This window comes from Polyangium fumosum (genome assembly GCF_005144585.1).
Taxonomy (GTDB): Bacteria; Myxococcota_A; Polyangia; order Polyangiales; family Polyangiaceae; genus Polyangium; species Polyangium fumosum.
On record NZ_SSMQ01000039.1, the window covers coordinates 76,598 to 100,254 of the forward strand.

18 protein-coding genes are annotated in these 23,657 nt (G+C 68.3%); 7 read left to right on the plus strand and 11 right to left on the minus strand.

What is annotated here, in order from left to right:
• The first annotated feature begins 32 nt into the window (after positions 1-32).
• Positions 33-809, plus strand: coding sequence for an SIMPL domain-containing protein (locus E8A74_RS31065; protein ID WP_136932730.1), 777 nt, complete (start codon positions 33-35; stop codon positions 807-809).
• 117 nt (positions 810-926) lie between these two features.
• Here the strand turns inward: E8A74_RS31065 and E8A74_RS31070 are convergent, their stop codons facing one another.
• Together E8A74_RS31070 and E8A74_RS31075 are read right to left on the minus strand one after the other, a co-directional pair.
• Positions 927-1,475 carry a hypothetical protein gene (locus E8A74_RS31070; RefSeq protein ID WP_136932731.1) on the minus strand — a complete coding sequence of 183 codons (549 nt, stop codon included), beginning with the start codon at positions 1,473-1,475 and terminating at the stop codon, positions 927-929.
• 136 nt (positions 1,476-1,611) lie between these two features.
• The gene (locus tag E8A74_RS31075) at positions 1,612-3,177 is read right to left on the minus strand and encodes a sigma 54-interacting transcriptional regulator (RefSeq protein ID WP_136932732.1); all 1,566 of its coding nucleotides are present in this window, start codon (positions 3,175-3,177) and stop codon (positions 1,612-1,614) included.
• A 233-nt stretch (positions 3,178-3,410) separates the two neighbouring features.
• On the opposite strand from E8A74_RS31075, the gene E8A74_RS31080 reads away from it, so the two are divergent.
• Positions 3,411-4,817 carry a cytochrome-c peroxidase gene (locus E8A74_RS31080; RefSeq protein WP_170229504.1) on the plus strand — a complete coding sequence of 469 codons (1,407 nt, stop codon included), beginning with the start codon at positions 3,411-3,413 and terminating at the stop codon, positions 4,815-4,817.
• 3 nt (positions 4,818-4,820) lie between these two features.
• On the opposite strand, the gene E8A74_RS31085 is transcribed toward E8A74_RS31080, so the two are convergent.
• Positions 4,821-9,017 (minus strand): serine/threonine-protein kinase, encoded by a 4,197-nt coding sequence (locus E8A74_RS31085; protein WP_136932734.1) that lies wholly within the window; start codon positions 9,015-9,017, stop codon positions 4,821-4,823.
• Between the two features lie 118 nt (positions 9,018-9,135).
• Positions 9,136-9,720, minus strand: coding sequence for an HPF/RaiA family ribosome-associated protein (locus E8A74_RS31090; protein ID WP_136932735.1), 585 nt, complete (start codon positions 9,718-9,720; stop codon positions 9,136-9,138).
• Between the two features lie 201 nt (positions 9,721-9,921).
• On the opposite strand from E8A74_RS31090, the gene udk reads away from it, so the two are divergent.
• Complete coding sequence (gene udk, locus E8A74_RS31095; RefSeq protein WP_136932736.1) at positions 9,922-10,551, plus strand: uridine kinase; 630 nt, start codon at positions 9,922-9,924, stop codon at positions 10,549-10,551.
• Positions 10,552-10,606: 55 nt separating this feature from the next.
• Positions 10,607-11,851, plus strand: a complete 1,245-nt coding sequence (locus E8A74_RS31100; RefSeq protein WP_211365482.1) for an ATP-grasp domain-containing protein — start codon at positions 10,607-10,609, stop codon at positions 11,849-11,851.
• A 24-nt stretch (positions 11,852-11,875) separates the two neighbouring features.
• On the opposite strand, the gene E8A74_RS52900 is transcribed toward E8A74_RS31100, so the two are convergent.
• The 4 genes from E8A74_RS52900 to E8A74_RS31115 all read right to left on the minus strand — a co-directional run bounded on the left by E8A74_RS52900 (position 11,876) and on the right by E8A74_RS31115 (position 14,146).
• The gene (locus E8A74_RS52900) at positions 11,876-12,037 is read right to left on the minus strand and encodes a hypothetical protein (protein ID WP_170229505.1); all 162 of its coding nucleotides are present in this window, start codon (positions 12,035-12,037) and stop codon (positions 11,876-11,878) included.
• A gap of 590 nt (positions 12,038-12,627) precedes the next feature.
• The gene (locus E8A74_RS31105) at positions 12,628-13,173 is read right to left on the minus strand and encodes a cysteine hydrolase family protein (protein ID WP_136932737.1); all 546 of its coding nucleotides are present in this window, start codon (positions 13,171-13,173) and stop codon (positions 12,628-12,630) included.
• Positions 13,174-13,275: 102 nt separating this feature from the next.
• A complete protein-coding gene (locus tag E8A74_RS54145) occupies positions 13,276-13,593 on the minus strand; it encodes an SWIM zinc finger family protein (RefSeq protein ID WP_211365483.1) in 318 nt (105 codons plus the stop codon).
• 10 nt (positions 13,594-13,603) lie between these two features.
• Complete coding sequence (locus E8A74_RS31115; protein WP_136932738.1) at positions 13,604-14,146, minus strand: hypothetical protein; 543 nt, start codon at positions 14,144-14,146, stop codon at positions 13,604-13,606.
• Between the two features lie 406 nt (positions 14,147-14,552).
• On the opposite strand from E8A74_RS31115, the gene E8A74_RS31120 reads away from it, so the two are divergent.
• The 3 genes from E8A74_RS31120 (at position 14,553) to E8A74_RS31135 (ending at position 18,850) form a co-directional block, all read left to right on the plus strand.
• Positions 14,553-16,940, plus strand: coding sequence for a hypothetical protein (locus E8A74_RS31120; protein WP_136932739.1), 2,388 nt, complete (start codon positions 14,553-14,555; stop codon positions 16,938-16,940).
• Positions 16,941-17,057: 117 nt separating this feature from the next.
• Positions 17,058-17,834 (plus strand): B-box zinc finger protein, encoded by a 777-nt coding sequence (locus E8A74_RS31130; RefSeq protein ID WP_170229506.1) that lies wholly within the window; start codon positions 17,058-17,060, stop codon positions 17,832-17,834.
• On the plus strand, positions 17,831-18,850 hold the full coding sequence (locus E8A74_RS31135) for a site-2 protease family protein (protein ID WP_136932742.1): 1,020 nt from the start codon (positions 17,831-17,833) through the stop codon (positions 18,848-18,850). The genes E8A74_RS31130 and E8A74_RS31135 overlap by 4 nt, the downstream gene beginning before the upstream one ends.
• 3 nt (positions 18,851-18,853) lie before the next feature.
• Here the strand turns inward: E8A74_RS31135 and E8A74_RS31140 are convergent, their stop codons facing one another.
• The 3 genes from E8A74_RS31140 to E8A74_RS31150 all read right to left on the minus strand — a co-directional run bounded on the left by E8A74_RS31140 (position 18,854) and on the right by E8A74_RS31150 (position 23,599).
• Positions 18,854-21,247: a hypothetical protein gene (locus E8A74_RS31140; RefSeq protein WP_136932743.1), complete on the minus strand. Its 2,394-nt coding sequence runs from the start codon at positions 21,245-21,247 to the stop codon at positions 18,854-18,856.
• Between the two features lie 166 nt (positions 21,248-21,413).
• Positions 21,414-22,253 carry a DAPG hydrolase family protein gene (locus tag E8A74_RS31145; RefSeq protein ID WP_136932744.1) on the minus strand — a complete coding sequence of 280 codons (840 nt, stop codon included), beginning with the start codon at positions 22,251-22,253 and terminating at the stop codon, positions 21,414-21,416.
• Positions 22,250-23,599, minus strand: a complete 1,350-nt coding sequence (locus E8A74_RS31150; RefSeq protein ID WP_136932745.1) for an FAD-binding oxidoreductase — start codon at positions 23,597-23,599, stop codon at positions 22,250-22,252. Before E8A74_RS31150 ends, E8A74_RS31145 begins: the two co-directional genes overlap by 4 nt.
• Between the last annotated feature and the right edge of the window lie 58 nt (positions 23,600-23,657).

Here is a 23,657-nt window from a genome sequence, read left to right on the forward strand (position 1 = left end):
CTTAGGTTCCCCCCAGGAGAGGGGAGGGATCGATGACGAATACGACGAAACTCTTCGCGTTGCTCGCGACCTGCATGATGTCCGTGGTCTCCACGCCCGCGTTTTCGGCGGAGCCCTCGGATGCGGCCGATACGGAGGACAAGGTTCCTACCGTGACCGTCGCCGGGCTCGGGGAGGTCATGGTGGCGCCCGATTCGCTGCGCACGAGCATCTCGATCCGGGCCCGGGCCACCACGCTGGCCGAAGCGCGCGCGGAAGCCGCGAGGAATACACGGTCGGTCATTCAAGCGCTGGAGGGTCTCCGGATTCAGGATTTGCAGGTGCGGACCGTGGAAATCACGGTGACGCCCATTCCGGAGCGCCAACCGGAGGAGCTCGGGGAAACCACGGAGCCGCGGATCATCGGCTACCAGGCGGAGAGCAGCCTCTCGGTCGCCCTGCGGGCCGTCGGGATCGAGGCGCTGCGTGTCCAGGGCCCGCGTATCCTCGATGCCGCGCTCGGCGCGGGCGCCAATGTCGTCGGCGGGCTCGATTTCTTCCTGAGTCAGCCGCGGGAGGCGCACCGCCTGGCGCTCGCGGCCGCGGTGCGCGACGCAGAGGCGAACGCCAAGGTGGTGGCCGGCGCCGCGCGCGTCGAGCTGCGCGGGCTCCGGAGCATCACGACGGAGGTCAGTCCCTTCTTCGAAGGACAACAAGCCATGTACGCCCAGGAGATGGCAGGAGGGGCAGGCGTGATCGACTTCCCGGTCGAGCCCGGGGAGATCCGGGTGACCACGCAGGTGACGGCGAGCTTCGAATTCGCAGAGTGAGCGATGCCAGAGGACGGGGTGATTCTCGGGATCACCCCGTCCTCGGTCGTTCCCACGGGCCGGCGATTCCTTGCAGGTGAGGATCCCTTGGTGCGCCGGGCAGCGGATCGCCGAGAGCTATTTACATGCCGCTTCGAGCTCCTTGGCGGCCTTGTCCCACGCGGCCTTTTCTTCCTCCGACCACGTGCCCGGCTCCTTCTGCGTGAGGGCGGTCCGCGCCGCCGCTCGTTTCTGCTCGATGGATGCGAAGGAAGCGGACGCGCCGTGCATCTTCGATTCGCCGGGCGAGATGACGAGCGTCACGACCGAGCCCACGGCGCCGAGGCCCGCGGTCACGATGCCCGTGATGCCTGTCACCGTTTTGAGGGTGTCGGGAGAATCGATCACATACGCCCCGACCCCGCCGACGGCGCCGCCCACCGTCCCGACGCCGCCCGTGATCGAGCCCATGATGGTCTTGAACTTCTGCTGTTCCTGCTTGGCTTCCTCGTAATCGTAGAGGAGCTGCGCCTGGCGCTGGCCACAGACGCGATCGGCGCGCTCCGCCTGCCGCGTCACGTCCTCCGGCCATTGCGGCTCGCCGGTGATCAGCGGCTCGCTCGGTCGCTTCAGCGGGGTCGTCGCCGTGGTGCTGGAACACCCGATCGACACCCCTGCGAGCACCATCCCCGCAAAACGCCCACCCCATCCCCCCAATGTTTCCCCATCCATTTCCCCATGGAGCCGACGGTATCACCGGCGGCGCGCGGCAAACAAGGAGGCCCGCGGAGGGCCGGCGCTGCCGAGCACCTTTTCGTCTCCGTCAAGCATTTGTCTCCCGCCGCAATCCGAGGCGCTTCATCCGGCTTTGAAGCGTCGTGGGGGGCAGGCCGAGGATCTCGGCGGCGCCGCCTTCCCCATAGATACGGCCGCCCGTCGCGCGGAGCACCCGCTGGATGTGGCGCCGCTCATTCTCGGCGAGCGATACCAGCGCCTCCGTGGCCCCGCCCTCGCTGGAGGCGGGTCGTTTGCGGCCGGGCGGCGCGAACAGGGCGAGGTCCGCCCGCTCGATCGTGCCCGCCGCCGCCCGGATCGCCCCGCGCTCGAGGATATTCGATAACTCGCGAATGTTGCCCGGGTAATCGTGCTGCCGTAGCGCCTCCTCGGCCCCCGCGGAGAGGCGAAGCGACGCCTTCCCGACCCGCGCCGAGAGCTCCTCCAGGAGGACCCGGCAAATGGCGGGGAGGTCCTCCATGCGCTCGCGCAGCGGCACGAGGCGCAGCGGGTAGACCGAGAGCCGATAATAAAGATCCCCCCGGAAGCGGCCCGCGGCGACGGCTTGTTCGAGGTCGACGTGGGTCGCCGCGAGGACCCGCACGGAGACCCGAATCGGCTGCTCCGCGCCCACGGGCAGGACCTCGCCTTCCTGCAATGCACGCAGGAGCTTGCCCTGGAGATCGAGCGGCAGCTCGCCGATCTCGTCGAGGAAAAGCGTCCCGCCGTCCGCGGCGCGAAAGAGGCCGGGGCGGGCCCGCAGGGCGCCCGAGAAGGCGCCGCGCTCATGGCCGAAGAGCTCGCTTTCGAGGGTCCCCGAGGGCAAGGCCGCGCAGTTCACGGGGACGAACGGGCGCTTGCCGCGTGGGCTTTTTTCGTGAATGAAGCGCGCCAGCCGCTCCTTGCCGGTGCCGGTCTCGCCGATGAGGAGCACGGTCGAGCTCGTCTGCGCGACGAGGACCGCCTGCCGCGCGAGCTCGCGCACCTGGGCATTGTCGCTGTCGCCGAGCACGGAGGCGTCCTCCGTGATCTCGCCGATGCGGCGCGCGAGCGCGGCGGCCCGCTCCTCGCTTTCGAGGCTCGCGCGGGCGAGCTTCTGGTTTTGACGGATGCAATGGATCGAGAGCGCGAGCAGGCGCCCGAAGACCTCGGCGAGATCCACGACGGCGCTCGGATAGTGTCCGCAGCGCGCGCGGTCGATCGACATGACGCCGAAGACCTCGGAGCCCGTCACGAGGGGCACGATCATGCACGCGTGGCCGTGCGGAAAATCCATGAATCCATCGAAGAGATCCCCGTCGCCGTGGGCGTGATCGTCCTCCGTGAAGACGCGGCAACGGCGCTCCTCGATGGCGAGGCGAAGAGAGGGGAAACGGTCGAGGTGAATACGATACTCGCGGACCTCGGGCCGGAAGAGCGAGCCGCGGCCGGCCTTCGCGCGGAGCAAGGGGCCTTCGAGCTCGAAGACGACCGCGAGATCGTAGGGCGCAATGCGGCCGAGCCATTCGAGGCCCCGCTGCAAGAGCTCGTCGAGCGCGTCGGGCGTCCCATCCGCGAGCTGCGCCAGGTCCGCGAGCTCGTGCGTGCTCGCGGCGACCCAATCGTCGAGGTTCATACGAGCCGAGACTATCCGACCCGTCCCGACGCATGCAACGACCCCTCGGTGTCCGAGCACCGACCGGTCGGTGTCGCGCAACGATATTTCGATGCGCACCGACCCGTCGGTGCGGCGGCGCGCGGCATGATCGAAGGAAATCGAGGGGTTACCGGTTTGGACACGCTGGTACGTGCTGTGCCCGTCACGCCCCGGAGGGGGGCGTAGGGCCACGAGGCGTGAGGAGGACGAGCATGAACTTATCTATGGAGAACGGACGACGGCGCATGAGCGCGTCACGGGTGCTTTTGGGTGTGGTGGCGTCGGTGGCGCTGCTCGGTGCTTGCGGCGGGGAGAATGGCGAGGGCACGGGGCCGATCGCGCCCGGCCTCGATCAAGAGCTCACGGCGCTGCTCGAGGCCGAGGGCGTGCGGCCCGTGGAGAAGCCTGCGGCGCAGGATCCGGGGCTCGTCGAGCTCGGCCAATTGCTCTTCTTCGAGAAAGAGCTGAGCGGCCGGCGGAACATCGCCTGCAGCACGTGCCATCACCCCATGCTCGGATCTGCGGACGGGCAGAGCCAATCCCGCGGCCAGGGCGCGACGGGGCTCGGCCCGCAGCGGGTGCACGGGGACAAGAGCCTGTTCTTGGCCCGCAATACGCTCTCGATCTGGAACCGAGGCGTCAAGGGCTGGGATACGATGTTCTGGGACGGCCGGCTCGGCGGCAATCCGACGGACGGGTACATCTCCCCCGCGGGCGACGACACGCCGCAAGACTTCTCGAATGCGCTCGCGGCCTTCTTCATCATCCCGATCACGCCGGACGAGGAGATGCGCGGCTTCCCGGGCGAGCTCGACGTGAAGGGAAACATGAACGAAATGGCCGACCTCACGAACGACGATTTCGCGAAGATCTGGCCGCTCGTCGTGGCGCGCGCGATGGCCATCCCGTTCTACAAGGACGCGCTGCTCGCGGCCTTCCCGGGCAAGACGGAGGCCGATATCAACGTGGTGCACCTGGCCGAGGCGACGGCCGCGTTCATGACCGACGCATTCACGGCGCTCGATACGCCGTTCGATCGTTATCTCGCAGGCAACCACGGCGCGATGTCGGACGCGCAGAAGCGCGGCGCGCTGCTCTTCTACGGGCGCGCGAACTGCGGTTCGTGCCACACCGGCGCGCTGCAGACCGATTTCGGCTTCCACAACGTCGCGGCGCCGCAGGTGGGCACGGGCAAGGGCGACGAGGCGCCGCTCGATTACGGGCGCGGGCGGATCACGCTCAAAGAGGAGGATCGGTTCAAGTTCCGGACGCCCTCGCTGCGCAACATCGAGCTCGAAGGGCCGTGGATGCACAACGGCGCGTACGCCAACCTCGAAGACACGGTCCGGCACCACCTCGACCCCGAGGCGTATTTGAAGGCGTATGACGACAAGCAGGTCGAGCCCGAGCTCTGGGGCACGTACCAGAGCAGCGAGGAGACGCGGAAGCTCTTGCTCGCGTCGATCGATCCGCTGCTCAAGGTGGAAGGCGCGCGCCTCACGGACGCCGAGGTCTCCGATCTGATGGCCTTCCTCTCGGCGCTGACCGATCCCGCGACGTTGAACCAGCTCTACCTGATCCCGGACAGCCTGCCGAGCGGCCTCTCCCTCGACGATTGACGCTCACCCCCGAGCGAAGATCGCCGCCACCCGCTGCCGGAGCGAAGCATCCGCGGACGACCCGAGGCTCGCCTCGGTGTCGGCCGCGAGCGACGTGAGCCGATCCACGCGCCCACGCGCCTGAAGCAGCCCCGCGAGGCGCTCCACCACGTCGATCCAAGGATCCCCGCCCATCGGCCGCGCCAGCCGCTCGGCCTCCTCCGTGTGCTCCAGCGCCTCGCCCCCGCGGCCCGTCTTCTCCGCGAGGTCCGCGAGCAAGAGCCGACACTTCACGGCGCGCCCCGAGAGCCCGAGCTCGGTGCACAACGTGAGCGCGCGGAGCGCTTGCACCTCGGCTTCGAACAGCTCCCCTTTTTCACGCAGGTGATGCGCCAGGTGAAACCCCGAGTGCGCCTGCGCCAGCACGTTGCCCTCGCGCACCGCGAGCGCGTGCACGGCCTTCTGATCCTCGATCGCCTCGTCGAGCCGCCCCATCGCGGCGAACGTCATCGCCCGGCCGCTACGCGCCGCGACCTGGCCCCACACGGCCGCGAGCGGATCGCCCTCCAGGGCGAGCTGCTCGCCGGCGCGGATCGCCGCCTCGAACACCTCGATCGCCGCGTCATACCGCCGCACGTCGCGCAGCAAATTGCCGAGGTCGTGGCCCGCCCGCACGACCGCGGGCAGGTTGTCCGACCCCCGGAGCGTCTCCCAGCCCTTCTCGGCGAGCGCGAGGCCTTCTTCGATCTTGCCCTGGCTGCGGAGCTGAAAGCCACGCGTGCAGAGCGCCTGCGCCGCGTCGAAGGGCCGGCCCGCGCGGCGGAAAAGCTCCTCGGCCCGCTCGAGCTGCGCGACGGCCTCGGGCCAGCGAGCGCGCTGGTGTGCGGTCTCGGCGCGAAGGAGATGGCAACGCGCGCGCACCGTGAGCGCCTCCTCACGCGTGTCGTCGCTGAGGAGCGCGAGGCTCTGCTCGACACGCTCGCCCGCCTCGTCGAAGCGGCCGAGCCAGAAGAGCGCGATGCCGAGATCAAAGAGCGCGCGGGCCGCCGCGAGCGGATCGTCGTCGCGCAGGCGGCTGCGCAAGGTCTCCGCGGTCATGAGCGCCTCGACCGCGTCAGCGAACGCGCCGAGGGCCACGGCGCGGCGGCCCGTGAGGCGCGCGTACTGCACGATGCGCTCGACCTCGTCGGTCTGGCTGTAGTGATGGAAGAGCGCGGGCAGGTGCGGCGCGAGCTTGCCGGCGTGCAGGCGCTCGATGGCCGCAGCGGCCAGGTGGTGCAGTACGCGCTTGTTGTCCATGAGCACCGTGCCGTAGATGGCGTCCCGCGCGAGCACCTGCCGGAAGGCGAACGTCTCCTCGCCTCGCTCCTTGCGATGCGAGAGGATACCGCGACGGACGAGCTCGTGGAGATGACGTTGCGAGGTCCGCTCGTCGCCGAGCGCAGATGCAACGGCGTCGAAAAGATCCGCGCTGAACTCGACGCCGAGGATGCTCGCGTATTGCAGCGTGGTGCGAAGCTCGGGCTCCAGCCGATCGAGGCGCGCGAGGAGCATGCCGACGAGCGAGGAGGGCACGGTGAAGCGCCGCAGGGCCGTGGCGTCGGCCGTGACCATGCACTGCTCGCGGAGCGAGAGCGAAAGCTCCTCGGCGAAGAGAGGGTTTCCCGCGGCTCGCTCGACGAGCAGGCGCACGACGTCCGCGGAGGGCTCCTCGCCCGCGAGGAACAGGGAGATCTCGCGGATCTCGCCGTCGGTCAGCGGCGCGAGCGGGACACGCGTCACGGCGACGTGCTCGGGGAGCGTCGCGATCTCGCCGTCGCGGCTCGTGACGAGGAACACGACGGGGAGCATGGAGCGGTAGCCGCCGAGGACACGGCCGAGCAGGTCGAGGCTCGTCGCGTCGGCGCGGTGCATGTCGTCGAGCACGCAGAGGACGGGCCTGCCCGGCCTTGACGCGCTGGCCCTCCGCGCGAGGGCTTCGAGCAGGAGCGTGAGCGTCTGCTGGACGCGGCTCTGGAAGCCCTCGGGTCCGTACTGCTCGACGAGGTCGTGTCCGCCGAGGCCGAGGAGAAAATCGACGACGGGCGCCTTGGCGATGAGCTCGCTCCGACGGGCGTCCTCGAGCGCGGCGGCGAGGGCGCCGATCTCGGTCGTCGTCTGGAGCGCGTCGATCATGGTCGCGCCGGGCGGGAAAAAGACGCGGCGGAGGAAGGCGACCCAGGCGCCGTAGGGCGCGGCGGAGGCGGGGTGCGCGCGCACGACGAGGGTGCATCGCGCGTCGTCGGCCTCGACGCGCCGCAGGAGCTCGTGCACGAGGCGCGACTTGCCAACGCCGGGCCCGCCCGTGACGAGCCCGAGGTGCAAACCGCCACGCGCGCCCGCTTCGGCGAGCAGGCCTTCGAGCGTGGTGAGCTCGGCGTCGCGCCCGACGAAGGGCCGATCCTCGACCGCGCCGGCGCGGCTCTTGCGCGGGCCCTCGACCTCGGAGGGGCCGAGGATCTCGTAGGCCTCGCTCGGGCGCGCGCGGCCCTTCATCGAGATCGGCCCGAAGTGCCGCTCGGTGAACCTGCCGCCGAGGAGATCGACCGTCTCGCGGCTGACCACGACGGCGTTGAGCGGCGCCGAGCGCTGGAGCATCTCGGCGAGGTTGATGCTCTCGCCCGTGAGCATGGCGTCGCCGCCGCGCGTGACGAAGCCCGTATGGATGCCGATGCGCATGGAGAGCGCGCAGCCGATCTCGGTGAGGGTCGCGTTGATCTCGTGGCGCTGATCGAGCGCGGCGAACGCGGCGGTGACGGCGCGCTCGGCGTCGTCCTCGCTCGACGCGTGGTAGCCGAAGACGGCCATCAAGGACTCGCCCGGGGGCCTGTCGACGCGCGCGCCGGCCGTCTCGAAGGCGCGGCCGACGACCTCGGAGATCTGCGTGGCGATCTGCTCGATGTCCTCGGCGCCGAGCGTGCTCTCGCGGGGCTCGTCGAGCGCGAGGCCGACCATCGCGATCGTCAGGTGCCTGCGTTCGCCCTTGCGCAGGCTCGGCCGCGGCATGTCGGCCGCCGAAGCCGCCGCCCCGACCCGCACACGACCGAGCCCCGCGAGCTTCGACTGGATGCCCGCGAGCTTGGGGACGGGCGGCGGCGGCGGGATCGTGACCGTCTTGCTGCGCGTGATCGCGACGGTCGCCTCGTTTTCGAGGCTCGCGCGGCGCGTCGGCACGCTCGACCGTTGCCCCCCGCGGCGCAGATCGTAGAGCACGGCGCGATCGGCGGCGAAGGGCTCGAGGGCGCGCGCGAAGGCCGCGGCGTCGGGGAAACGTTCGATCGGCTCGATGCGGATGGCGCGCATGACGGCCTCGGCGAGGCCGGGCGGGACGTTCGGCGCGGCGGCGGCGAGGGAGCGCGGCGGTTGTCGCTCGGCGAGGGCCGTGAGGTAGCCGATGAGGCTCGATCCGGGCCACGGGCGCACGCCCGCGACGAGCTCGTAGAGCACGACGCCCGCGGCGAAGACGTCGGTCCACGGCCCGATCGCGCCGTGATCCCGGACCTGCTCGATCGCCATGTAAAACGGCGAGCCCACGAGCTCGCCGGGGCGCGTGTTCGGATCGTCGACGAAGTGGGCGACGCCGAAGTCGAGGAGCTTCGGGATCTCGCCGAGCACCTCGCTCCGCGCGAGGAAGATGTTTCGCGGCGTGATGTCGCGGTGGATGACGCCGAGCTTGTGGACCTTGTGCAGGACCTCGAGGACCTCGAAGAGCACGCGCGTCGCGTACGCCGGCGTGAGCGGCCCGTCGGAGAGCCGCTGCTGGAGATCCTCGCCTTCGAGGTACTCCATCACCATGTACTGCGTGTTGTCGTCGAGACGATCGATGTCGAAAATCTGCGGCAGGCGATCGTCGCGGATGCGGCTCGCGGCGAGCGCCTCGTTGCGGAAGCGCTCGGCCATCGCGGCCTTGCCGACCATCTCGGGGCGCACGGTCTTGATGACGACGCGCGAGCCGAGCACGGGGTGCATCGCCTCGTAGATGATCCCCATCCCGCCCGTGCTCATGACGCGGACGATCGGGAACTTGCCGATGCGCGCTCCCTTCTCGAAGGCGCGCAGCGCGGGCCCGATCCCGTCGGGCAAGGGGCCGGGCAAGGTCGAGCCCACGCGCGGCGTCCCTGAAAAGCCGCCGGCCAGCGTGTCGTGCTCACGTATGGGGAAGCGCCCCGAAGGGTCCGCCACGCCGTCCTCCGCCAAGACCCGGATCGCCGCACCGGGCGACTGCCCGGGCCGCGCGTCCGCAGCGGGCGTTCGTACCCAGTTTGACGGGGCTCCGCAAGAGGCGGCCGATTTTGATGGTCTAGGCGGCGCGGTGTCCGTGTCCGCCCTTGCCGACGATGGCGACGGTGCTCGCCTGCGGCCCCTTCTCTCCGGGCTCCTCCTCGTAGCGGACCTCGGTGCCCACGGCGAGCCGCGTGAAGCCGTTGTTGAGGACGCTGTTCTTGTGGAAGTACACGTCGTAGCCGTCCTCGGCCTCCAGGAAACCGTAGCCGCTCTCCGGGAAGATCCGCGCGACCTTTCCGTGCGGCGGCCCGACGCGGGTCTTCACGTCGCCCCGCTGCTTGGCCACATACTCCCGGAGCAGCCGGCGCGCGCCGTCGAACGCCTCGTGCACCGCGACGTACACGTCCTCGTGCGCGCGCATGTGCTGCTCCTCGGCGGACTCGCCGCCGACGACGATCTCCTCGCCGGGCACGGTCATGTCGATCCGCACGCGGTAGACGTTGCCCTGGTGACGCCGGCGGGACTCCGGCTCGATCGCCACGCGGCACCCCATGATCCCTTCGTAGACCTCGTCGAGCTTCTCGGCCTTCTCGCGCACCTCGCGCGCCACGGACTCCGACGGTGGCATGTCGCGGAACGTGATCTGGAGCGGTAACTTCATGGAACCTCCATGGCGCGAGTCCGTCGGGTCGCCTTCGAGCGCCCACCGGCCATCGACCCTTCTCCCCCTCACATTCGGCTCCGTCCGCGCTGCGGCAAGACCCGGCGCGCCCGTCAAGGTGTGGCGCGGCATGCTTGTTCGCTCCACGGTCGACCAGGCCGTCGAATCGAAGTATGGTGCCGCCGGGACGAACGAGCTCTGATGCGACCGCTCATCATTGGAGTTGCTGGCGGCAGCGGCTCCGGCAAGACGACCGTGGCCCGCCGTATCGTCGAGGCGCTGCCTCCCGCCGGCGTGAACATCCTCGAGCACGACGCGTATTACCGCGACCGCGGCGACATCTCCTACGAGGAGCGCTGCGGCCTCAACTTCGATCACCCGGAGTCGCTGGAGACGGAACTCCTGGTCGAGCACCTCGCGGCCCTGCGAGAAGGCGCCGCCATCGACGTGCCTCGGTACGACTTCAAGACGCACCGCCGCGCGCCCGATTCGCGCCGCGTCGCGCCGACGCCGGTGGTCATCGTCGAGGGCATCCTGGTGTTCGTCGAGGCGAAACTGCGCGATCAGCTCGACATCAAGATCTACGTCGACACGGACGCCGACATCCGGGCCTTCCGGCGCATCCGCCGCGACATCGAGCACCGCGGCCGGACGTTCGACTCCATCCGGGAGCAGTACTACCGGACCGTGCGGCCGATGCACCTCATGTTCGTCGAACCCTCGAAACGCTGGGCCGACGTGATCATCCCCGAGGGGGGTGACAACAAGATTGGCATCGATCTCGTGATCGCGTTGATCCGCCAGATGCGCGGGGCCGAGATGGCCGGCTGAGTTTGGCGCGACGGCCAGATGACATCCCGGCCCGAGTTGGAGTAATGGAGGCCCCGTGATCAACATCGACCACGATCCGACGAGGCCCGCCTCCCTGCCCCCGCCGCCGACCACGATCCTCTGCGTGTCGAGCTACTTCAAGGGCAACGACTTCCTGAAGCAGGCGGGGCGCGAGGGTTGCCGGGTGATCCTGTTGACGCTCGAGTCCTTGCTCGGCAAACCCTGGGCACGCGACGAGATCGACGAGATCTTCGGCATGCCGACGTTGAACGATCGGCGCGCCGTGGTGAACGCGGTCAGTTACCTCGCCCGGACGCGCGAGATCGAGCGCGTCGCGCCGCTCGACGACTACGACGTGGAGCTCGCCGCGCACCTGCGCGAGCACCTGCGCATCCCGGGCATGGGCGAGACGACGGCGCGGTACTTCCGCGACAAGCTGGCGATGCGCGCCCGCGCGAAGGATCGCAGCATCCCGGTGCCAGACTTCGTGCACGTGCTGAACGACGAGCGCGTGCGCCGCTTCCTGCGCACGGTGCCGGCGCCGTGGCTGCTCAAGCCCCGCTCGGAGGCCGCATCGCTCGGCATCAAGAAGCTCGACCGCGAGGAGGACGCGCTGCGCGTCATCGAGGAGCTCGGCGACGATCGCTCGCGCTACCTGCTCGAGCGGATGATCCCGGGCCAGTTCTTCCACGTGGACGCGATCGTCTCCGAGAAGCGCATCGTGTTCGCCGAAGCGCACCAGTACAGGACGTCGCTCTTCGAGGTGGTGAACCAAGGAGGCCCCTCGGCGACGCAGACGATCGACCGAGCGAGTGATCTGTGGCGCGAGCTCATCGACCTGAACGAGCGGGTGATCGAGCACATGGGCCTCGTGCGCGGCGTGACGCACATCGAGTACGTGCGCTCGAACGAGGACGGCCGGATCTACTTCATCGAGGCCGCCGCGCGCGTGGGCGGGAGCCACACGTCGGACGTGGTGGAGGCAGCGACAGGGATCAACCTGTGGCGCGAATGGGCGAAGGTCGAGATCGCGCAAGGCGAACGCCCGTACGTGCTGCCGCCGCGGCGCTACGACTACGGCGGTCTCGTGCTCTCGCTGTCGCGGCAGGAGCACCCGGACATGTCGGCGTACACGGACCCGGAGATCGTCTGGCGCACGCCAGAGAAGCCGCACCACGCAGGGCTCATCGTCCGCGCAGACAACCCGGCCCGCGTGCGCGAGCTGGTCGAGAACTACGCAGAGCGGTTCGTCCAGGACTTCACGGCCGTCCTGCCGCCCCCCACCGCGCCCGTGGCTTGAGGCGCGAGCGCCTCGGCACCTTCCTCACGGCCCGCCTCCGATCATCGTCGTCACCGCAGACTCGTCCACAGCGCCGTCAGGCGCAGCAGGCGCGTCTTTCCCGGGCCCACGGGAGAGGAGAACGCCCGCGCTGATCAGGCACAATACCACCACGATGACCGCGATCATCTCGAGGACCTTCTTCATGCTCCTCCACTGCGATATCGCCACCGCGACGCCGCAGCCTCCTCGCCGAAACGGGGATTGAACTTCAATCCAATACGCGCGCATGGAGCCATTCCACGGCGGAACGATCCGCCTGCTCGGCCCGAATGCGCAGCCGATCGTCGAGCGCGGCGTAGATTGCCCGTCGAAGGCCCCCTCGTCCAGAGGGAAGAGCCCACGTTATGGACATTGATTGTCCGATCTAGCGTCGCTCGGGCCGCCGCGCCGGGGCGCTGCCCCGGACCCCGCGGGGGGCTGTCCGCCCCCTCGACCCCGGACCAGGCACGGCCTGGACCGAAGGGGAAGAACTGCGCAATGCGCAGTTCTTCCCACGGGCCGGTGGCAAGACTTCTGAGGTGGGTTTCAAGCAGGCGGCGGTAGCGTCGCCAGTTCCACCTGCAACGCTACCGCCTTGGCTGGCAGGTTCGCCTGGGGTCTTGAACCTGGCTGTTCGAGGAACTGCGCACCGCGCAGTTCCTCGACCCCGGGTCCAGCGCCTCGCTGGTCCGGGTGCAGGGGCGGACAGCCCCTGCTGGGGCCTGGGGCAAAGCCCCAGCGCTGCGCCTTCGAGCTCAGCCGAGGAACTCGTCGGTCGATCGCATTTTTGCGTAGGCGAAGCCGAGTGCTGCCATGAATGCTGCGTGGGCATGGGCTGCGGGGACCCGCACGCCGTTGAACTCCAGGTCGCGCGAGGCGCAGGCGTCGTGAATGACCGTGACGGCGTAGCCGAAGTCGGCGGATGCGCGCGTCACGGCATCGACGCACATGTGGCTCATGTTGCCGCAGATCACGACTTCGGTGATGCCATTGCGGTCGAGCACCGCCTTGAGGTCGGTGTCCCGGAATGAGTTGATCTGGTGCTTCAGCACCACATGCTCATCGGCACGGTTCTGCACCTTCGGGTGAATTTGCGCGCCTTCCGAGCCGGGGGCGAAGAAGGGGGCGTCGGCGGTCGGAAATTCGTGGCGGATGTGGACGACCAGATCGCCCTTGCTGCGGGCGGCGGCGAGCAGTCGCGCCGCATTGTCGGCGGCGGCCTCGACCCCGCTGAGCGTCCACTTCCCTCCAGGGAAGTAGTCATTCTGGATATCGACGACGATGAGAGCGCGCGTGGCCATGGTTTGATCCTTTCCGAGCCGCAGCCGGGGATGACTGCGGCGTGTCTACCACGAGGCGCTGGATTTGGAAAGGGCGCGAGCAGCCTGGCGAGCGTGCTCCGTTCAAGTATATCGATGACCCGCCGGCAATGCTTCCTCCACGAACGCATGCCCGTTCGCGACGAGGAGGAGCAGCCCCAATGCGTGCTTGCATGGCCGCTTGCGGCTCGGGCAGCTACAGCGCGCATCTTCCGCCGAACGCGCGAAGACCGCATAGGCGTCGCCTTTCGAGCCGAGCGCCACGCCCCACACGGCATCTCCCTCACGACCGAGCCTCCGCCAGGCCGAGGCCTTCGCGAGCTTCTTGGCATCTGCCAAAGCGCGGGCATCCGGCGCCAGCGCTTGGACGAAAGCGACCGTCAGCGAGCCGAACCAGGTCATTGCCGCACCTCTATCCTTGGAAAATCGTGAAGAGCCCGTGACCCGACGAGGAGCCCACGTCGAGCGCCTCCTTCGCCTCGCGCAGCGTCGCCTCGGGGCTGTATCGCTCGTTGAAGCTCCGCGACGAGAGCGCTTGTGCGATCGAGCTCGCGAGGCGCCTGCACGTGTCGGGGCTACGCCAGGCGATCGCGGGAATGCCGGAGGGAGACGACGGCAAGTCGAGCCATTCTGCTTCGCATGCCCGATACGAGAGCTCCCAGAGGGGAGATTCGCTCTCGTCGGGGTAATATTCGAGGCTCCATTTCCGCTGTGCGAAGCTCGCGAGAAGAACCTCCACGGCGCGCCCATACATGGCCCCGTCGGGGTGCTCCGCGCGCTTGGGCAAAAAGACGAACGTGCCCCGCGCCATCACCTCGAACGCAGGACGCAAGCGCTCGTCGGGCGGCTCGGCTGCGCGGTAGACGGCGTCGACGAGGTCGGCGACGTCGCCACGGATGCGCGCCTGCAACGGCGCAGGGTCCACGAGGAGAAGATCGAGGAACTGGCTTCCCATGCGGCCCGGAGTCTCGGCGGAGGCGCGCGTCGGTGTCAACAAGCGCCCGCACACGTCGAACCGTCTCCGCGCCCCTCCCAAGCCTCTCTCGGCGCACGTCGAACCGTCTCCCGCGACCCTTCCAAGCCTCTCTCGGCGCTCGCCGAACCGTCTCCGCGACCCTCCCAAGCCTCTCCCGGCGCTCGCCGAACCGTCTCCGCGACCCTCCCAAGCCTCTCCCGGCGAATGCGCGACAAGGCGGGCGCGCCGACGGCCGAGCCGCCGCGAGCGAGATAGGGTTTCATGCCCGCAGGCACGGCGGTCATCACCGCTGCGCTTCTGCTTCCCACCTGTGTCGAGTTGTTGTCCGATCAAACGCCATCGTGAGACCGTCTTGGCAATCCCTCCCACGACCAGGAAGGCAACGATGTTATCGTCATCCGCTCTTCGCATCGAAGCGCGCGGACGCTCGACGCGCCGCCGCATATCGGTCTGGACCAGCCTCTTCGTGGCTCTGACCGGCTCCCTCTTCGCATGCCGCGCCGCGGCAGCGTGCACCTATGACGTCGCTCCCGAGGACGCCGGCGATCTGATCACCGCCATTCAATGGGCCAACGACAACACGACGGCCGCCACTTTGTGTATTCATGGAACGTATGAGATCGACGCAACGCTTCCCGCCATCCGTACCGAGATCACCATCGTCGGCACGGATCCCTTGACAGATTCCATCCATCTCCAGGATGGCGCCTCGGGGCCCACGCCGCGCGTCTTTGATGTCGACCCCGAAGGCCACCTCGTGCTGAAGTCGCTGAAGCTCGGGTGCCTTGGCTCCTTCGTACCGATCGACGAGGGCGGCGCAATTCACAACCGTGGAAGCCTGGATCTCGACACGGTCACCATCGAGGGGTTCTACGCCGTGAACGGGGGCGCGATCTATAACGACGGCGGCTCGGTCGTCGCCCTCGATAGCATCCTCTATCGGTGCGGCACCTACGAAGGAGATGTTCCGTGCAGGTTGGGCAACCAGGCATCTCCGCTGCAGGGCAACGGCGGCAGCATCTACAACAACGCCGGCGCGGTCCAGCTCGTCGGCAGCTCGATCGAGCAGGGGGAGTTTTGCCGCGGGGCCATTTACAACGCCCAGGGTGACGTCCAGATCCTCGATGAGAGTAAAATCTACGGGGCTTGGGCGTTCGACAACGGCGGAGGCATTTACAATGCGTCCGGGACCGTCACCGTGGATCATAGCAAGATCAGCGGCAATGTGGCACTCGACAATGTCCTCGAAGGAGGCAATGACGACCGGGGTGGCGGCATCTTCAACGATACCAAGGGAACGGTGAACCTCGTCGAGGCCGACCTATCCTACAATTGGGCAGGCTACGGCGGAGCCATTTTCAATCGCGGGTCGCTCGAGATCCACGGAGGCACGCTATCGGCGAACTTGGCCCCCGATGACTTGCACACGCTCGGGGGTGCCGAGGAAGTCGCGGGGGGCGCCCTGTACCTCGATACGGGCGTCGTCACCATCACCGGCGCGACCCTTGCGCGGAACCGACCCAACGCGCTCCACGTGCAGGGAGGCGCCCTGTCCATCCATGACAGTGTCATCACGGAAAACGGCGCCAATTACGGACAGGTCGCAGGGGGAGAAGCGTTCGCGTTGTTGGGCCAGTGGGGCAAGGCCCCGACCATGGAGGTGCACCAGACCTGCATCGTGCGCAATGGTCGGCCCCCCGTCTTCGGCGCAGTGTTCATCGGCAGCATCCCCTCGCTAGCCCATTTCGAGGACAACTGGTGGGGTGAACCCGCTGGCCCCCACGAGGGCGACATGCTGCAGGGTATCTCCATTCCCTCCTTCCTCGTCAAGCCGCCCGCGCACTGCGAAGGTCTCTACAACTCCGGCGGCGTATGGATCCAGGACACGCCGTCGGACACCGGGCTGGAGCCCGATCCGGCCACCGCAGGCCAGCCCATGTGGCAAAGCGAAGACATCTGGATCCGTCACACGAAGGACGGCAAGCACCAGCATCTCAACCCGAAGTTCGGGCAGGTCAACTACGCCTATGTGCGCCTGCGCAATCAAAGGAGTGTGGCCGTGCCCGGCACGTTGCGCGTGTATTACGCGCATGCCTCCTCGGGGCTCGCCTGGCCGTCGAACTGGACGGAGTTCGCGACGCTCCCCTACGTGGTCCCGGGCGGCGTCGGCAAGGTGCACGATGTCGTCGCGCCCTGGAACCCTCCGGGCACCGGTCATTACTGCATGCTCGCGCGCTGGGTGTCCGACGAAGATCCCATGTTCCACGCCGAGACCGCGGAGGTCGAGAAGAACACACGCAACAACAACAACATCGCGTGGCGGAACATGAACGTGGTCGACGAGTGGAAGCTCACCGGCACCAAAAAATGGCAAAGCACGGTCTCGTTCCTGGTGCGTGATCCGTTCGAGCAGGTGGGTACCCCCAAAAAGACCGACTTCGCCTTCATCGCGCTGAATCCCGGCAATGGCGGTTTCCTTTCGTATGGCACGGTCGAGATCGATCTCGGGCCCACGCTGCTCCAGCGCTGGATCCAGGCAGGCTCCGTCGGCCAGGGCGTCGCGCTGCTCGCCAACGGCAAGATCGGGATCACCTCGAAAGAAAATGCCCGCATCGGCGGCATCACGCTGGGGCCCGCCGAGGCGTACGAGGTAAAGCTCACCTTCATCACCGACAAGCCTCTGCCCGGCAACACCCCCCGGCTCTTCCAGGTGCACCAATCAAATTCCGGCAAGGTCGTCGGCGGGATGAGCTACCAGATCCATTCGCCCTGAGAGCGGTCGTCCTCCCCGCGGAGGCACCACGAACGGTCCCCCTCCTCCGCACCTCGCCTCGGCATGATTGACTTCGCTCGCCCGTGACGCTCAACTCCCGCCGATGGAGATCGGGGGATGAGCCAAGCCACACTCGACACCAAGCCTGCCGAACCCGAAGCGCCGCCCGCCGCGACCGAAGCGCTCGCCGCGCCCACCGCGCCCGAAGCGCCTGCCGCGCCCGAAGCATCGGCCCAACTCGACTTCGAGCGCGCCGAGTTTGGCGAGCCCGCCGCCAGGCACGTGCAGTGCTCGATCTGCCAGTCGGCCATCACGACCGCGTACTACCAGCTCCTCGACAAGGTCCTGTGCAGCTCGTGTCGCGACGCCGTCCATCGCTCGTCGGACGATGCCCGCAGCGCCTCGGCCTTCGGAAAAGCCTTCCTCCAGGCCGGCGGCGTCGCCCTCGGCTGCGGCGTCGTGTACGCGCTCTTCGTCCACTTCACCCACATCCAGCTCGCGCTCGCGACCATCGGGATCGGCGTGCTCGTCGGCCGCGTCATCCAGAGCGTCACGCGTGGATTCGGCAGCACGAAACATCAGGTGCTCGCGGTCGTGCTCACGTACCTCGCGTCCGCGATGGGGTACCTCCCCTCGATCCTCGCCGCGATGAACGCGGGCGACGACACGCAGAGCTTGGGGCTCATCGGCAGCATCGTCTACGTCGTGCTCGTCTCGGCGTTCACGCTGATCGCGCCGATCCTCGACGTCACGAGCGGCTTCAGCGGCGTGATCGGCGCGCTGATCATCTTCTTCGGCCTGCGCACCGCGTGGCAGGCGTCGAGGGGCGTCGGCGGCCCGGTCGCCATCAGCGGCCCGTACCAGGTGAACACGAGCGCGAGCCCGACCCCTTGAACCACGTCGTCTCGCGCTGCGCGGCCTGCGGGGTCGAGCTCGCCCCGGGCATGCTCGCCTGCCCCGCCTGCCGCAAGCTCGTGCACGGCGCGCGCCTCGCGGCCCTCGCGGCAGACGGCGAGGCCGCAGAGCGCGAAGGACGCATCACCGACGCCCTCACGCACTGGCGCGAGGCGCTCGGCCTCTTGCCCCCGGGCAGCACGCAGCATCGCGTCGTCGGCGAGACGATCCGCCGCCTCAGCCTGGCCCTCGAACAAGTCGGAAATACGCCGAAGCCGCAGGGCGGACGCGCGAAGACGGTGGCAGGCCTCGGCGCCGTCGCGCTCGTCGCGTGGAACCTCAAGTACTTCCTGCTCTCGCTGCTCGGGAAGGCAAAGCTGCTCGTCTCGGGGCTCGCTTCGCTGCCCACGCTCCTCTCGATGTTCGCGTGGCTCGCGCTCGATCGATCCCGCGGGCTCACCTTCGCGCTCGGGCTCGTGGCTTCGATCTACGTGCACGAGATGGGGCACGTCTCGGCGCTTCGGCTGTACGGCATCCAGGCGACCGCGCCGATGTTCGTGCCGGGCCTCGGCGCGCTCGTGCGGATGAAGCAGTATCCGATCGACGCCCGCGAGGACGCGCGGGTCGGGCTCGCGGGGCCCGTGTGGGGGTGCGCCGCGGCGGCGATCGCGCTCGCGGCGGGGCTCGTCCTGAAGGATCGCACGATGCTCGCGGTGGCGAGCGTCGGCGCGACGCTCAACGTCTTCAACCTGGTCCCCGTCTGGCAGCTCGACGGCGCGCGGGGCTTTCGGGCGCTCGATACGCGGCAGCGGGGAATCGTGCTGACGATCGCCGCGCTCGCCGCGCTGCTCTCGGGGGACGTGATGGGCTGGATCGTGTGCGCGGCGGGGAGCTTGCGGCTCAAACAAGATCTGCCGGCGGAGGGGGATTCCCGTGCGTTCCGCACGTTCGCCGGGCTCGTCGTCGCCTTGTCGGCCATCGCGTGGGCGGCCGGGAAGGCCGCCCCGCCGGGGTGAGGATCAGAAGCAGAACACCTTGCAGAGGACCTCGCCCACGTCATCCACGACGTCCTCGACCTCGCTGCCCACGTCCTCCGCGAGGTCCTCGAGATCCGACACGCCGCCCTCGAACCAGCCCAGGGTCGAGTCGAGCGTCGAATTCACGACCGACCCGGCCGTCGAGGTCCAGTTCGTGACCTCGGCGGCTGCATTCTCGGTCGTGGAGAGGAGCGCGGTGCTGGCCGTCCCGGCGACACCATTGAGCTTCGAGCCGATCTCCTCGGTGGTTCCATGCAGCCAAACCGTCGACTCCCGCGCGGCCTCCCGCGTCCACACCACCGCGACGCCCGCGTGATGGCTGATCACGATACGACCGTCGTTCACCGCGTCGACGAGGCCGACGCGGACGTCGTGGCTCCAGTCGATGCCCCACGCGTGGAGGTTGTAGGCCATGATGTGGAGCGGAGTGCCGAAGCCGACGACCCAGCCCCGCACGTGGTTGTATGCGGTCACAGCATCGCTGCCCTTGACGTACACCGACACGCCCACGGGGACGACGACGAGCGGGACGCTGAAGCCGTATTGCCCATCCTTGCCGTACTTGAGCTCGCCATAGAGGCCCACGCCGGCCGACAGGTTGAGCGACGCGGTCGTGCCGGAGGGATCACCCACGCCCGTCGTGAGGACGAAGAGGTTCGATTCGAAGCCCATGGCGAGCCCGCTGTCCGTGAACATCGCGCCGGCATTGCCCTGGCCGATCTCGACCGTCGTGTACCCGAGCGCGTTCTGCGACGTGCTCGACATCATCGAGCCCGAGAAGGTCATCCCGTAACGCGATTGCTCGAAATCGCCGTTGAAGAAGGCGACCGAATAGGTGCGTCCCTCGGGCAGGTCCGTACGGGCCGCTTCGAGCTCGGTCGCGTCGACCGTCGTGCCCACGTTCCCCACGAGATCGGAGACCGTCGCGAGCAAGCTCGCCTGTTGCGTGACGCTGAGCGTCTCCCAGAAATCCGTGCCGGCGCCGAAGTTGTATCCCGACGTGCGCAGCGCCTCGGCGATCACGAAGGGATCGGCCACGACGAACCCATTGCCGCCGGGCAACTCGACCACGAGCAGAAGCTCCTGGGCGCCGTCGCCGTTGATGTCCTGGTAGACGAACTTCAGGGTCGGCGCGGGCACGTCGTCGAGGGCGTGGGTGATGGCGAGGCGCGGGCCTTCGAGGCTCGTGTTCTCTTTCGAGGCGAACGCGAAGTTGAGGTACGGCGTGTACTTGGCGCGGACGAGGACGAGCGTGATCTTGCCGTTCCCATCCGCGTTGACGAAATCGACGAGCGCGTCGCTGGTGAACGAGACGGTCTTGCCCACGTCGGTGCGCTTCACCGTGAATTGCCCGAGCGCATCGACCTCCGAGTTCCGCACGCCGTCGGACGAGCTGTCGATTTCGTTCGAGAACGTCGCGTCGTTCGCCGTCGCCTCGTCGAAGCTCTCGGACGCCGCGCCGTCGCGGATGCCGAAGACGGCGAAGTTCAAGCTCTCCGGGACCGTGCCGACGTCCTGGAAGTAATTCGCGACGTCGAGGCTCATCGTGGCCTTCTCGACCTTCGTGCCCGGCGCCATCTCGAAACGAACCACGCCCTTGCGTGTATTGGCGTGCGTGCCGCCGTTGTTCTTCACGAGGATGTCGCTCTCGGCCCCGTGGACCGTCGAGTCCCCATACCGAGCATAGGTGTCCGCGGCGGCGCCGAGCGTCTCCTCGGCCTGGATGAAGAGGCGCGGCCCGCTCAGCGTCGTGTGCTCCTTCGAGGCGAACGCCGTGTCGAAGCTGTTGCTCCGGAGGACACGCGTGACGATGAGCGTGATCACGCCGTCGTTGTCGTTGTTGATGAAATCGACGAGCGCCTGGCTCGAGAACCGCACGGTCTTGTGGAGGTCGGCCTGCGTCAGCGTGATCGTCGCGAGCGGGTCCCGGTCGGGCGTGGCGGGGTTTCCATCGAAGAGGATGGGCCAGAGCGGCGACGTGTTCACGCCCACGGCGCTATTGTTGATGATGGAATTGAACGTCGACCAGTTCGCGGTCTCCTCCTCGAAGGTCTCCGCGGCGAGTGTCGTCTCCCGGATGCCCCAGATCCGGAAATCGCAGGAGAGCGCCTCGTCGAACCTGGCGAGGTCGAGGTAAAGCGCCGCGTCCGTGGCCTTGTCCGTCGGGTTGATCTGGAACCGCATGACGGTCGCCACGGAGTTGTACGACTGGTCCGTGCTGGTGTTCCGCGAAAGCTTGACGACGAGCTCGGTCGAGCTGCCGTGGGGTCCCGATCCGTCGAGGTTCACGTGGGTATCGTCGGTCGGCGTGACGACGGTGGCCTTCGCGATCGCCACGTTCCCGAGGAACGCGAGCGCGAATCCCATCAATCTCAAGAAAAAGGTCCTAAAGTGTTCGTGGCGGTGGTTCACGGTGCCCTCCGAAGGTCGACGAGGCGGCGTCGGCGCCTCACGAATCGAAGGTAGCTCCGTTCGATGTCCCCACAATGGCCACGGTTCGCCATGGGATGTCCACGCGTGGACATCCTCGAAACGGCCGTGATCAGGGCACTTCGTGGAGCTCGGCGTAAAGCTTCGGGAGGAACGAGGCGAGGTGCGACATTTCCTGGGAGCAATGCACGAGGAGCGCGCGTGCTTCCTCCAGGCTCGGCGAAGCCACGCGCCGCGCGAAACGCGACGCGACGGCGCCGACGAACCCCGGCGCACGCACGACGCCGTGGGGCCCGCCGAGCCAGAAGCGGGATCGCATTTCGGCGCCGCCCGGGACACGCCGGACGTGATGCACGAGCCACCCGGCCTCCACGGGCAGCCCGAGGAGGCCAATCCGCGCGCAAACCACGGTGGCCTGCGCAGGATCCGCGAGCGCCGCCTCGTCGAATCCGAGTTCTGCGGGCCGGACGAACCGGATGGTGACCTGCTGCAATCGGCTGCCGATGTACTCGTCGACGAACGAAACGCGGCCGACGTAACGCGCGCGCCCCTTGGCGCCCGGCGGATCCGCGTCTCCCCAGCACGCATGCACGTGCGCGCGGGGATGCCAGAGCTTGTAACGTTGCGGCTCTTGGCCATGCCAGCCGAACCACCAATCGACCATGGCCGGCGACACGTCGGGCATGGCCGTGCGCACCGCGAGGAAGAGCGCGCCGTCGTCGCGAACGCCGTGCCCATTCTCGACCTCGTGATCTCCCGCGTCGAGGAGCCGCGGCGCCTCGTCGAGCCCGGGGAGCAGGGGCGCGGCAAGCGGACCCCAAAGAAGCGCCTCCCGCGCATGCTCCACGAGCGGCGCGATGCGCGGATTCCAGAACGTTGCATAAGGCTTGTCGCGTAGCTCGCCTTCCTGCATCCCGAGGTGGAGTGAGCGCGAAGGAATCGGGTGGCTCATGGTCGTCCCATCCAGGCGTGAAAGGAGTGCTTCGGATCGCGGTCTCCTCGAATTCGATCGAGCCGCGCGAGGTTCTCCGACGTGACGAAGCGCGCCGGGCGTTTTCCGAGGTTCTCGTCGGCGAGCTGGCACCCGCTCGCGAGCGGCTGCATCTCCCGCATGCGATCCCCGGCCCAGGACGCGTAGAGGTCGTCGTCCTTTTCTCGTCTCCACCCTGCATACAGGGCGATGTAGATGTCGTCCTCCACGGAGAACGCCATGTCGGGGCGGTCCGGCGGCGGCGCCCAGTTGAGCCACAACACGTGCGAGGGCGGCGGCGGGAGCGTCTCGGCGATCTTGCGCAGGCCCGGGAGCAGATCGTCGATGGGGGCGTGGGTCCACATGTTGTCGACCGCATAACGATGATCGTCCGGGTAATGGTGCATGACGGCGCTGTAGAGGAGCGGCAGCGTCGCGGGGATGAAGTCGGCCTTGAGCGCGGCGCTCGGGCCGAGGGCGCTCTCGTTCATGAAGGCGAGCGCGTCGAACGTCTCGCGCGCGGTGCCCGCGAAGACGGGCGCAAAGACCTCGATGCCCGGCCCGCCCACGCCGGTCGCATTCCGCGTCATGACGAGCTGCAGCTCGACCGAGGCGGGCACGGAAGGCCCCACGGCGCGCGCCCAGCGGAAGACGTCTTCCATCCGGGACATGGGAAAACTCTGGAACGCGAACCCCGTGACCTCGGGCTTTTCGTACACACGAAGATGAAAGCGCGTCACGACGCAGAAAAACCCGGGGCCCGAGCCACGGGCGGCCCAGTAGAGATCGGCGTTCTCCTCGGCGCTCGCGTAGACCCGCTCGCCGTCGGCGGTCACGAGATCGAGCCCGATCACGCTCATGCACGCCGGGCCCAGCGCGCGGCCGTGCCAGCCGAAGCCGCCCTGGAGCAGGTAGCCGCCGACGCACACGCCCTTGCAATGTCCCGTCGGGAAAAACAGCGAGTGCCGCCCGAGCATTTCGGCGAGCTCGTTGCCAGCGCGGCCCGGCCCCGTCGTCGCGCGCCTCGCCTTCCGGTCGATCGTGACCTCGTCGAGGCCGGAGACGTCGAGCAAGAGCCCGCCGTCCCGCAGGTGATTGCCCGCCCAGCTATGGCCCCCCGAGCGCACGCCGATGCGCAGGCCCTCCCGCCGCGCGAGCTTCACGGCCGCGACCACGTCGCGCTCGGTCCTCGCTTGCACGATCACCTCCGGGTATCGATCGGGCACACGCGCATTCCACATCGTGGCCCGCCGTCGCTCTTCATAACCGGGAGCGCCGCGCCGGAAGGTTCGTCCCTCGTGCGGCACATCGAGATGGCTGGTCAGCATCGTTCGATGGTATGCTCGGCCGAGCGGCGGGCGTATGGCCAATCTCGGCCACCCGGTG

What these genes read in the sequence shown, in the direction of transcription:
- E8A74_RS31120 (WP_136932739.1), top strand. Translation starts at nt 14,553, where the DNA reads ATGTTATCGTCATCCGCTCTTCGCATCGAAGCGCGCGGACGCTCGACG.
- E8A74_RS52900 (WP_170229505.1), bottom strand. Translation starts at nt 12,037, where the DNA reads ATGAAGAAGGTCCTCGAGATGATCGCGGTCATCGTGGTGGTATTGTGC.
- E8A74_RS31075 (WP_136932732.1), bottom strand. Translation starts at nt 3,177, where the DNA reads ATGAACCTCGACGATTGGGTCGCCGCGAGCACGCACGAGCTCGCGGAC.
- udk (WP_136932736.1), top strand. Translation starts at nt 9,922, where the DNA reads ATGCGACCGCTCATCATTGGAGTTGCTGGCGGCAGCGGCTCCGGCAAG.
- E8A74_RS31130 (WP_170229506.1), top strand. Translation starts at nt 17,058, where the DNA reads ATGAGCCAAGCCACACTCGACACCAAGCCTGCCGAACCCGAAGCGCCG.
- E8A74_RS31070 (WP_136932731.1), bottom strand. Translation starts at nt 1,475, where the DNA reads ATGGTGCTCGCAGGGGTGTCGATCGGGTGTTCCAGCACCACGGCGACG.
- E8A74_RS31105 (WP_136932737.1), bottom strand. Translation starts at nt 13,173, where the DNA reads ATGGCCACGCGCGCTCTCATCGTCGTCGATATCCAGAATGACTACTTC.
- E8A74_RS31145 (WP_136932744.1), bottom strand. Translation starts at nt 22,253, where the DNA reads ATGAGCCACCCGATTCCTTCGCGCTCACTCCACCTCGGGATGCAGGAA.
- E8A74_RS31115 (WP_136932738.1), bottom strand. Translation starts at nt 14,146, where the DNA reads ATGGGAAGCCAGTTCCTCGATCTTCTCCTCGTGGACCCTGCGCCGTTG.
- E8A74_RS31080 (WP_170229504.1), top strand. Translation starts at nt 3,411, where the DNA reads ATGAACTTATCTATGGAGAACGGACGACGGCGCATGAGCGCGTCACGG.
- E8A74_RS31065 (WP_136932730.1), top strand. Translation starts at nt 33, where the DNA reads ATGACGAATACGACGAAACTCTTCGCGTTGCTCGCGACCTGCATGATG.
- E8A74_RS31150 (WP_136932745.1), bottom strand. Translation starts at nt 23,599, where the DNA reads ATGCTGACCAGCCATCTCGATGTGCCGCACGAGGGACGAACCTTCCGG.
- E8A74_RS54145 (WP_211365483.1), bottom strand. Translation starts at nt 13,593, where the DNA reads ATGACCTGGTTCGGCTCGCTGACGGTCGCTTTCGTCCAAGCGCTGGCG.
- E8A74_RS31090 (WP_136932735.1), bottom strand. Translation starts at nt 9,720, where the DNA reads ATGAAGTTACCGCTCCAGATCACGTTCCGCGACATGCCACCGTCGGAG.